The organism is Bacillus sp. P4_D3 (genome assembly GCF_056401855.1).
In genome coordinates, this window is the sequence record NZ_JBFUIN010000080.1 from 1 (window position 1) to 11798 (window position 11798).

General features: G+C 31.8%; 8 protein-coding genes. 5 read left to right on the forward strand and 3 right to left on the reverse strand.

Annotation, left to right across the window (positions count from 1 at the left end):
• Nucleotides 1-167: 167 nt before the first annotated feature.
• Together AC1DTM_RS11815 and AC1DTM_RS11820 are read right to left on the reverse strand one after the other, a co-directional pair.
• A complete protein-coding gene (locus AC1DTM_RS11815; protein ID WP_063226257.1) occupies nucleotides 168-398 on the reverse strand; it encodes a hypothetical protein in 231 nt (76 codons plus the stop codon).
• Between the two features lie 31 nt (nucleotides 399-429).
• Nucleotides 430-978, reverse strand: coding sequence for a hypothetical protein (locus tag AC1DTM_RS11820; RefSeq protein WP_016106440.1), 549 nt, complete (start codon nucleotides 976-978; stop codon nucleotides 430-432).
• 573 nt (nucleotides 979-1551) lie between these two features.
• Here AC1DTM_RS11820 and AC1DTM_RS11825 point away from each other — a divergent pair.
• Complete coding sequence (locus AC1DTM_RS11825) at nucleotides 1552-3075, forward strand: Cthe_2314 family HEPN domain-containing protein (protein WP_088099781.1); 1524 nt, start codon at nucleotides 1552-1554, stop codon at nucleotides 3073-3075.
• A 717-nt stretch (nucleotides 3076-3792) separates the two neighbouring features.
• On the opposite strand, the gene AC1DTM_RS11830 is transcribed toward AC1DTM_RS11825, so the two are convergent.
• Nucleotides 3793-4011 carry a hypothetical protein gene (locus tag AC1DTM_RS11830; RefSeq protein ID WP_088099782.1) on the reverse strand — a complete coding sequence of 73 codons (219 nt, stop codon included), beginning with the start codon at nucleotides 4009-4011 and terminating at the stop codon, nucleotides 3793-3795.
• A gap of 958 nt (nucleotides 4012-4969) precedes the next feature.
• On the opposite strand from AC1DTM_RS11830, the gene nheA reads away from it, so the two are divergent.
• From nheA to AC1DTM_RS11850, 4 genes are all read left to right on the forward strand, one after another.
• Nucleotides 4970-6139 (forward strand): non-hemolytic enterotoxin subunit A, encoded by a 1170-nt coding sequence (gene nheA, locus AC1DTM_RS11835; protein ID WP_088099783.1) that lies wholly within the window; start codon nucleotides 4970-4972, stop codon nucleotides 6137-6139.
• A gap of 52 nt (nucleotides 6140-6191) precedes the next feature.
• Complete coding sequence (nheB, locus tag AC1DTM_RS11840; protein WP_088099784.1) at nucleotides 6192-7346, forward strand: non-hemolytic enterotoxin subunit B; 1155 nt, start codon at nucleotides 6192-6194, stop codon at nucleotides 7344-7346.
• 266 nt (nucleotides 7347-7612) lie between these two features.
• The gene (nheC, locus tag AC1DTM_RS11845; RefSeq protein WP_088099785.1) at nucleotides 7613-8770 is read left to right on the forward strand and encodes a non-hemolytic enterotoxin subunit C; all 1158 of its coding nucleotides are present in this window, start codon (nucleotides 7613-7615) and stop codon (nucleotides 8768-8770) included.
• Between the two features lie 1051 nt (nucleotides 8771-9821).
• Entirely contained in the window at nucleotides 9822-11606 is a 1785-nt protein-coding gene (locus AC1DTM_RS11850; protein WP_088099788.1) for a M60 family metallopeptidase, read from the forward strand.
• Nucleotides 11607-11798 lie beyond the last annotated feature (192 nt).

An 11798-nucleotide genomic window follows, 5' to 3' on the forward strand; every position in this document is an offset into this window, starting at 1 on the left:
CGTTATTGGAAGTTAGATAATCTAAAGATAATCTATTTTAAAAAGAGTTTATATCTTTTGTCCTATCCATACAAAAACATACATAATAGCCATAAAAATATTAATCAGTACTGAATTTATAATAAAAAATGAACAAAAAAAGAGCTTTATTAAAGCCCTTTTTTTGTTCATTTTTTATTATTCTTTATTTCTTCTGTTACTGTATCAATAGTTTTCATGTTTACTAACCAAAAAATACTTACAAGAAAATAATATATCCCCACGATTGATAAATTATCTGATAAATTATCCCACATAGGTTTTTCTAAAATAAACTTTCCCCAGATAACAGATACTGTGAAATATGTGAAAGGAGTAACTAAATATACCATTACATACAAAAGTTTATGGACATTCATAATTCAAACCTCCTTTTAAAATATAACTATATCAACCATATTGATAAGTACATTTACCGCCATAATAAACAAGAGTTCCTGCTAAACCAACAGCATTCGAACCGATAGCAAACTTAACTAATAATTTAGCTGCTTCTTTATAAGCTTTTTTTTCAAGATATGCCCACAATCCACCTTCAAGAGCTGCTGTAACAGCTGCTACTCCAAAATGATCTTTTATAGCATCAACCATACAATCTGTCCATGCACTTCGTTTATATCTATTAAATGGATTTTTAGCTTTATCAGCGTTTATTTCTTCAATCATAGTAATATCATTTTTTAAATTATTAGCATAGTCGGCGCCATATTTATTTTCAATTTTATTAAAATCAAAAACTTTTTCTCCATTTTGAATTACTAGTGCTTCTTCATTTAAAAATTTTAATTGCTCAGCTAATTCATTTATTTGTTTTTCTTCCTCTAATGATTGAACTGATACTTTTGGGGTTTCAGCAGATACAGAAAAACTAGGCATCACAAAACCAATCCCTATAGATAACGCCAATGAAGTACATAAAAATTTACTTTTTAATCCCATTCTTATAACCACCCTTTTTATTTTTATATTTTTACATTTATTAGTATATAAGAATACTACCTAACACGAATATGCATCTGTGCATATTCGTGTTACAAAAGGTTACAATTTCATCTATTTTTGTAACCTTTTGTTCCATTTCATTGTGCGAAGAATTTTTTTAATAAAATAAAGAGTAAGAGCTATTTTATGGACGACTGATTTAGGCGGCAAATACAATGGTGCAAGCAAACCGAATATCATATACATGCTCAGTTAACATAACATCTCATTATCGGTAGCAAAGAAAAGGCGGATCCCTACTCTCACAAGGAATCCGCTTTTTTCTTTTTCTATGACTCTATCCATTTTTTTATACATTCCTATCCTGGCGCGGTTTTAGGGTTCTCGTTTGTTACCCGATTAACCGAAAAACTGTATAAAATCTTGCATACTCTTAGCGTGGGTTTTTTCCGAAATGCTGGCGATACCCCCTAGTGCAGTATTTCATTTTAAATGTGATACGATAGTTATATATTCGTTTTGCTGGTAAAAAGAGATAATTGATTTTTTATAGACAAGGAGAAGAAACCTATGGAGCCATTAACTAAATGCTTATGTTGTTTAAAACCTATTACGCCTATCATTCCTAGAAATGATAGTACTATTAACCATTGCTGTGAAGCATGTAAAGATAAACAGTTGAAACTCCTTTCGGATATACGAAAGGAATCTTTAGGTAACATACAAAAAAATCAAGAAATTAATACAATGTTAGACGCAGTTGCTCATTCTGAACGGGAGCTCATTGATGATATTTCTAAACAGACTAAAAGTAAACTATTTAGTGGGTCAATTGAATTACGCAAATATATGTTTTCAATGGTGGAAGAAATCCATCGTTTTGCATACGAGGCAAGTTTTGAATGTATTATGTACTGTGATCTCTTTGAATCAGTAGATAGAAGATTTTTCTCCGATCGTTTTTTTCAAAGAAATGCTGTTTATAAGGTAATTGGAGCTTGGGAGAAAGTAATACGGTTTCACGCAATTTATTTCGGTATTGAATTAAACGAAAATAAGAAAAAGAACACATTATTGCATCTTTCAAAAAAGTTAGGTAAAACCGATTATAAAAAAACAACAACTTTCAAGGAGCTATATTCCTTGAAGAGTAAAGGCCTGTTTAAACAAATTGATGATACTAGAAAAAGTTATGATCACAAGTTATCTTACGAATCCGGGAAAAGCATTTCTGACATATCTAACATTGTATTGGCATTATCGCATCACTGTAGTTCATTATATAAATGCATTGAGGATTGTATCGACTTATTTCAAAAAAGTATGCGAATTGTTTCAGAAAAATTCGTTAATGATTTTCAGTTCAAGTTACCCGTAGCAAATAAAAAATTATACAAAAAGAAAAGTGTTCAGGTTCAGAAAAAAGTAAATCTTAAGGACGTGGAACTGTTCCAAGAGAAATCTATAAATTCTCTATTTAAATACGAGGCGAGATTAAAAGAAGCACTTAGTTGGAATATTAAATATTCAGCTCCACCTATTGAATTACTATACTTTCGTTTATTTGATGTAACAGTCAGATTACATGAATCTGCTCGAAGTCTTGCCCAAATGCTTGAAATGTATACCATTAGTATAGAACGCTATAATGATCCAGATAAATACTGGCTTTATTTTGAAGGACTGAATTACAGATACTTCTTGCTAAGTTCATTACTTCGTGTATACTCTGCATACGATAAATTAGCCATTGTGATTCAAGAATTTTTCGAAGCTGAACCAAAAAGAAAAACTTTTGAAGGCACCATTGAGTATGTGCGCTTAAATGAAGGATTTTTAACTAGTCTTCCACCAATGAAAATATGCAATCGTATTTTAAGTCATTCAGCTTTTAAGAAGGTTTATAAATCACGTCAGGATCACTTTCATCTTCTTACAACTCAAAATTTTTTACCATCAGAATATAAAGAAGTAATGGATTTTGAAGTATTTCATGCAATTATAGAGAACTCTAAATTAATATATGAACTTATTGATAGTGTAGACCAAGCGTTAATTAATTTTCACTTATTAGCAGTTGATAATAATAAATAAAAGAAAATGTCATATATCAAAAAAAGATTCACCATATAAACCATAATATAAGTAATTTTTTTATTATCTACATTTTTTATTACCTGTTGCAGAATCCTTGTTATAAGGATTCTTTTTTCGTATTATAAATCCACAAAAAAAAGATAAGATCGGAGAGGATGATCTTATCTTAAGCATAAGGGAAAAACAAGTGACACAGACCATCTTAATTTTTATAATATTATATTTTTTGTTAATTTTCGATATAAAACCCATATTTAGAATCTATATCAATATTGAGAAATTTATTACAAAATGAGCTATAAATGATTCAAAACCCGAATGTAAACTTTTAGCCATTAGTTTACATTTGTTTTGTTGATTTCATTGACTTTATTTCACTTCATCTATTTTCTTCAAAAACACTAGCAAAAGTATACATTCAAAACATGATGAATAAAGACATGAGAACACCCGTGATCAAAAAAGAAAAAGCTAGATTCGTGCTAACTTTTTTACATAATTTTAGAAAGAGGAAGTTGTTATTTAAACTTGTTTATTTTAGAGTCTACACCAAAACATGTTCTTGCCCCCTCTTAATACCGAATGCGTTCTTCATTGCAATCCACCAGAATACGCTGTTTGTACTCTTGCGGATTGTGTGTGAAATAGTGTCTCCGCTGAAAGGCTTTCATTTTGCAAATGTTTAGGTTTGAAAGTTGAGTTGTTATTTTAAAATTAATTTGTTTTTGGATATATTTGGTACCGCATATGCGCATTGGTGTCACCAGAACCGCAAGCATGGAAAATGGAATAATATTCTGCATTAGGGCCTGTTAATTGTAAGTCACACTCGTTTGAACCCACAAAAGGATTATCCCAGTATGCTTTCAGCTCAATGTCAGGACCTTTATAGGTAATAGTTCCTTCAGTTTCTGTAAAAATCCCAGTGTCCATTGCACTACATACTAGAGTCTGTCCTCCCTCAATTCTCCCTACGGGGGTGTGGCCCCATGCCCATCAACTTAAGGGTTTTAAGTAGACCCTAAATAAAAATTTTTCTTTCTCTACAGCTAGTTATTTATAAGAACACATCTTATTTAAGTCCTTATATAATCATGCAATTATACATATACAAATAAAGGTAATGAGTATGCAGGATGTGATTGAATTATTTTAATATAATTAAATCACATTGCATTTTTTCTTGTGAGCTAAATTAACTATCTTTTTAATGTATATATCAACTTATAATAATTATAATTAATTGAATAAGATTGAATATAAATAGGATTAAATAGTAATTTTATCAGGATAATATTGCCAGCGGAACTAACGCTCAATAGTAGAATTTTCGGATTTATTCGACAAAATTCTACTATTTACGCATTAAAAATTTAATGTTTTAATAAAGGTGTAATTGGTACGACCACTAAGAAAGGAGAAGATTATACGAATAAAAAGTGCAGTGAAGTTGCAAGTAACATTATGTCGGATTAATTTTCTCAATACTCAGTTAATTAATTTTAGAAACAATCTAAAATCACAAAAGTATCACATTTATAAAAAATAGCATTCTAAGTCTCTACATAGCAAAAATGATCTTATTTTATTCCGAGGTAAAAGTATAAGCAATGTACAAGCATAATTTCATTTTTTGTAATCTTGTAGGGATCTTGTGAAAACGCTATCAAAAAGTCATGGCAGGATTAATGATAGGAGCAACGATTCAATCTATCTGGGCTTCCTGCAAGTGAAGCAGCTCCAGCTTTCAAATGAATATCATACTATTCATTTGAAAGCTAATCAAAGCATAAATAGTTGCAAGGCTAGATTTCATATAAATAAAAATTAAACCTTTAAAATTTAGTCCAACTATTTTATCAAAAAACACCAATTAATAGGAGGAGTTACCATGAAAAAAACGTTAGTCGCAGGGTTATTAGTTACAGCAGTATCTACAAGTTGCTTCTTACCTGTAAATACTTTTGCAGAAAGTAAAACAACTTATTCACAACTAACAAGTAGTCAAAATCAAGTTGCTATGAATAGGTTATCAGATTCGATTAAGACATTAGGATCACAGACGCCATTAATTCAAGGATATGGGCTAATCATATTAAAGCAACCAAACCTTGAAGTAACTGCTATACCTGGAATAACAACTGATCAAGGTACTGCAAGAAACCATGTTCAAGACTGGCTGGATACATATAATCCAAAACTATTCAATGTAAATCAAGACATGCAGGATTTTGGGACAAGATTTACAAATTATTATGATATATTGGTTGAACTAGCTGAAAAAATGAATGACGATTCGCAAGCAAAAGAAGACTTTGTAAGTACTTTTAATGCACTTCAAGATCAAATGCAAGCAATTCAGTATGATATGAAAGGAACTTCAGTAGACTTAAACAATTATAAAAATGACTTGGTTGAAGATAGTAAGAGCTTTTCTAGTAAAGTTAGCAGAGCGATTGAAGGTTATAAGAGTTCAGGCGGAGAAATTGAAAAATCAAGAACGGAAATTAGACAACTTGAGGAAAACATTCAAGATGATTATACAAAACTTCTAGCTCTACCAAAAGAAAATGTAAAAGGTTCTATAAATATTGGAAAGTCGGTTATTGATATTTGGAAAGACGCAGGTAAGGATCATACTTTAGACACGTCTAACTTGGAAGTGATTTATAACCAAGTTGGACAAGTCCAAAATGATGAAGTAACAAAATTGAATAATGATGTTCGTCAGAAGCAACAACAAAAAATTCTATTGCTACAAAAATTATCGAAAATTGAAGTGCAAGCAACTCAAATGACACTTATTGATCTACAGTTAAATAACTTTACAAGAGTAGTTAAAAAGCAAATTGAGAGTTTTGACAAGCTAGTAAGTAGTTGGGACATCTTTAATGACACAATGATTCAAATGAAGAGAAGTCTTAGTACTGATGCGAAAATAGATTCTCATGCATTACAAACACAATTAAAAGAACTCAAAACGTTTACGGATGAATTGAATAAACAAACAACGGAATATGAAAATAGTGTTACAAACATAAAAGTAACAGAGGCAAAATAGTAGAATGAAGAAAATAATTCTTAATAATATAATATAAGGAGATATGAACATTATGAAAAAACCTTATAAAGTAATGGCTTTATCTACATTAATTGCAACAATCGCAGCGGGTAGCATTACGCCATCATATGCCTCGGCAGCGGAAAATACAACAAAACCAGCACCTATTTATGCAGATGCAGAAAATAACTACCCTGAGTATTCACTTGGACCAGAAGGGCTTAAAGATGCGCTAGAGAAAACTGGATCCAATATGTTGGTAATGGACCTGTATGCTTTAACTATTGTTAAACAAGCAAATGTTAATTTTGATGGTTTAACTGTAATTAACAATGATTTACAAACAAGCATTAAGGACAACCACGATGCTTCTAAAACAAATGCAAAACAATGGTTAGATGGTTTGAAACCGCAAATAATCCAAACGAATCAAAATATTATCAATTATAATACACAATTTCAAAATTATTATGATGTTTTGGTAGAAGCTGCAAATAATAATGACAAAGAAACGCTAAAAGCTGTGCTTACAAGTTTAGATGATAGTATTTCAGAGAATAAAGGTGCAGTGGACAGGTTAGTGCAAGATTTGAAAGTCTTTCGCGGCAAATTAGAACTGGATACACAAAATTTAAAAACTGATGCTAACAAAATCACAGATATTTTATCTGGTCAAGACGCTGGAATTCCATTGATGCAGAAACAAATCGAAACAAATCAAACATTAATTGATGAGAATAATAAAGTTTATATTGCATCGTCGGTTGCAACTGCTCTCGGTGCATACTTAACTGCTACAATTATCTTTGCGCCTATTGGTGCAGGTGCATTAGGCGGCGGGATATACGGAGTTACTACATCGCAGCAGCAGATAAAGACAGCACAAGATGAGATTATAAACCTATCAAAAAATATTTCAACTGCGCAACAACAGGTAGGTAAGTTAACGCTCTTGAAAAATAATACTAATAATTTAACAGAAACAATTGATGCAGCTATTACTGCTCTTGAAAATGTAAAGAATCAGTGGCAGACAATGGGGGCAAAATATAAATCATTGAATGACAATGTTGACAGAATTAACCCAGACAAGCTTACTTTATTAAAAGCAGATCTGAATATAGCTAAACGTAGCTGGGAACAGGTTAACAAGTATGCTGAAAACATTCAAACTACTGAGATTAAATTCGTAGAAGAGAAAAAATAGTATTACTTCAAGAAATTTCCGAAGTAATGAAAAATATAATATACTGACTTTCCCTTTTGAAGAACACATAATATGAGTCTCCTGTTCAAGTTTGAGCAGGAGATTTCCTATATAGTTATGAAACTTGATAAAGATTATAAAATAAGAAAGTATGAAAACCTCTATTTTAATATGTTATTTTATTTGCAATCATCGTAATTCATTTGAAGTAAAGAATAGAAGCTTATGAATTTAATAAGATACATTTGAGAGAATAGGTGAAAAAGGTGAACAAAAAATTGTATAAGAAAGTTATATTATCAACGATCATTACTGGAATGGCAGCGAGTAATGTAATCCCTCTTCATACTTTTGCAGCAGAACGAGCTGTACAAAATAGTGTGTCCCAACAGCAAGAAGATAGTAAGAGCTATTCTCTTGGTCCTGATAAATATAAAGAAGTAATGGAGAAAATGGGGGCAAGTATCCTTACAATTGATTCATATGCTCTAACAATCATTAATCAACAACGGACAGATTTAAGTAAAATAAGTTCTATAAATGGTGATTTACAAGCAAACATGATTCAGCATCAAAATGATGCGCAAACGAATGCAATATATTGGTTTGATGATCTAAAGCCTCATATGATGAAAACGAATCAGAATATTGTAAGTTATAATGATACCTTTCAAGCGAGTTATAATCAATTACTAGCTGCTTTGGATCAAAAAGATACAGTGGCATTTAAAAATGAACTGGAGAAATTATATAATAATATCTTGAAAGATAGTCAAGAAGTGGATGGACTACTAGAAAAGTTGAAAACATTCCGAAATAAAATGGCCGAAGATACAAGAAGTTTTAAAGCTGATTCAAATCAATTGATCTCTATTTTAGAAAGTACGAACGCCGGTATTCCACTTCTACAACAACAAATCAATAATTATAATAATATAATTAAAGAAAACTATGATAAACGTGGTGGCTATATAGCTGCAGCTGTATTAATGCCTCCAGTTGGTATACCATTGATTGTCACTGCTGACAAGAATATCGCATCTGCACAGCAAGAAATAGAACAATTAAAGTCCAGAATTTCTGGAGCAGAGGCAGAATTAGTTATTTTGACAGATGCCAAAAATAAAACGGAACTTATGACTGCAACAATTGATACAGCTATTGATGCGCTACAAAATATATCGAATCAGTGGCATACAATAGGATCAAAATATGATTCTTTACTAAAAAATGTTGATAACATTAACCCAGACAGGCTTGCTTTATTAAAAATAGATCTGAAGATAGCGAAGGATAGCTGGCAGGACCTTAAAAATTATGCAGATAAATTATATGAAGGTGCTAAGATTGTACAAAACGGACCGATTGTACAAATAGGACAACCAATAGAAGGTACTGTACAAAAAGGACAGGATTGCTCCTGAATACATGTAAATGATATTAAGAACATACAACCTTGTATTTGTTGGTAAGGTTGTATGTTTCTTTTATAGAGATGTACTACTTCAGGTACCGTCAATATTTTTGTGTAAATAAAGAATTCCTTTTCTTGCAGAGGAGAGGGTTCTTTATTTTTTATCTTCAAACATAGCTGTTAGTTCTAATCGAGCTTGATCTAAACCTAAGTGACAACGAGTTGTGAAACAAGGAATCTTTCTACCAATTCTTCATTAGGAAATTGTTATTTGCGCTTCTTTCCCCTACTTTTTTCTTGTTATATAAAAACTATATAGTAAACATGAAATTGAAAAAGTTAGACGGAACATCCTTTTAGAGGCTGAATTTCCCTTCAATTAATTCCTACATAATATAAGTAAAAAAGAGATAAGAACACTATTATTAGTGCAGTATCTCTTTTCGAATATGTATTGCATATCCCATTTAAAATTACCACATATTTTACTGGGACTTACAGATTGCTCTTCAACAAAAATTATACCTCATTTTTTGTGAAAATAGACTCCATCTTTTCGGCGTATAACGAATTACAGAATATATTAATGTTTTCATAAAATTGGACCTCAATTTTCTCATATCTTTATGTGTTAAAAAACTTTGCAGCAGAACCTCATTTTTCGCTTTACTGATTTCAAACTTTTTGGTTGATAGACGTGAGACTACTATTTTAGTAAGGTGACAAAAAATGTCGAAAAATAGATGAAATTGTCTATTTTTGATTGCTATACAACCTGTTCGATGTTAAATTCTTAGTAATAAGAAAAAAGGAAATGGGTTCGTTCCATTCCCATATCCTACCTTTCGTAATTATTTATTCTGAACACGGATGGTGATTTCTTTCTTTGGGTATGTTTTATATTTATCAAACTATAGGAAGATTTACGTGCGATTATTTCTTAATTTTCAAAAAATAAATCAACAGGAAATCGAAATCAATTACATTCATTCAGCGAAAGGACTTTAATGGAACCAATTGAAAAGGAAAGGATGATTTATATGCAGAAAAGGAATCATTTTATGTTTCAAAAATCGATGAAAGTACTTGCGACATCTACTATTTTAGCAACCACACTATTTACACCTACTATAACAAATAGCTTAACAGTTCAAGCTGAAACGGTTGCTGCACAGACTACAAACCAATATGAACAGAGGGAGTTTGAACTTCCGGGTACAGGAAGTTTTAGTAGTGAAGCAAAAAGAGAAAGAAGAAGTGAGCAAAAAAGCTATATGCCAACAGGAATCTATGTAAAACCGAATGAACAAGTTACAATTGAAGTGTCGGGAACGCAAAAGATTAGAGCGATTATTGGGACGCATCAATATGATAAAGAATGGGGAAAAGAAGTTAATCTATCTCCTGGTTCTAATACCATCTCCTCTCCAAACGGTGGTTTATTAGGATTTGATAACCCTCAAGATAAAGGAACAGTTAAGGTGAAAGTAACACAAGGCGGGAGCCCTGTTCCATTCTTTGAACTAGGGAAGCATACGAAAGAAGACTGGATTGCGATGATGAACAAGTATCCAGATGCACATGCGGTACAATTGAAATCAGAAAAAGCAGTACTTACTGTTACGCAGGATAGTGCCAAGAAATATATTGTGGATCAAGATCCTGTTCCTCTATTAAAAAAATATGATGAAATGATTCGAGCACAAGATAAGATATCAGGGTTATCTGAAAAAGATCCGAATCCTTTACATCGTTCGACTCGTCGCATTTGGGCTTTTGTAGAAAATCCTAACAAATCAGATTGGGGCATGTATGCAGGTTGGGATGGAGCCGTATTTACTACTGCCGGTAACGCAATCGAAAGTGCTTTAAATGTAAATAAATTTAGTTGGGGACAAATGCATGAAGCAGGACACACAAGAGAAATAAATCCTTTAACGTGGACTGACCTTCACGGTATGGTTGACGTAACTACTAATATATATTCTTTAGCTGCACAAAAGCAATTATTCCCGAATCAACCGACGCGTTTAGAAAAATCAGGTGATTACGATAAAGCCTTTTCATACTTAAAACAAACAGATAAAGAATATAAAAACATTGACGACTTGTTTGTGAAACTTGTTATGCTTTGGCAACTTAATCTAGCATACGGTGAAGATTTTTATCCGAACCTTCATAAACTATATCGAGAGTTACCAGAAGATCAACTTCCAAAATCGGATGAAGAGAAAAGGCAAGCATTTATTTATAATACATCAAAAGTAGCGAAACAAAATTTACTTCCATTTTTTGATCAATGGGGGCTGAAAGCATCACAAGAAACGAGACAAAAAGTAGAAGCTTTAAATAATCCAACATTAATTGCCCCTATATGGGAATCGACGGATGCTAAACCTGTTAAACCACTAGCTATATTGTCTAAAAAAATAATGAAAGCAAGTGCAAACAGCGAGGAATCATGGCATGATCCAGCTAGTAATGCAATTGATGACAATCCAAACACAATTTGGCATAGTAAATGGAGCACAAAAAATCAATATCCATACAACTTAACGTTAGATCTTGGTGAAACGAAAACGATTACTCAAGTAGCGTGTCTCCCGCGTCAAGATGGTTCGAATAATGGCCGTATTTTAAACTATAATATTTATACAAGCATGGATGGTAGTAACTATCAAAAAGTAACTTCTGGAACATGGGAAAGTAATAGAGGGAAAGAATTTGCAACATTTGAATCTGTTTCCGCTAAATATGTAAAAGTGGAGGTAACGAACGGAAAGAATGGATATGCTTCTATAGCAGAAGTAGATGTTCTAACTGATTCTTCACCTGTTAAACCATAAGTAGTACCAAAGCATACAATGTGTAATTTTTAAATAAAGTTTGATAAAAAAGCTTGCTTGATAAATAATCACAAGCTTTTTTTTGTTTCTTACGAACCGTTTTGAAAAAAGTTTACATCCTAGGTAAGCTAATCCTAATTCTCCCATAACTGTGGATTTGAAATAAAGTCGTACATTTCAAATCCACAGTTA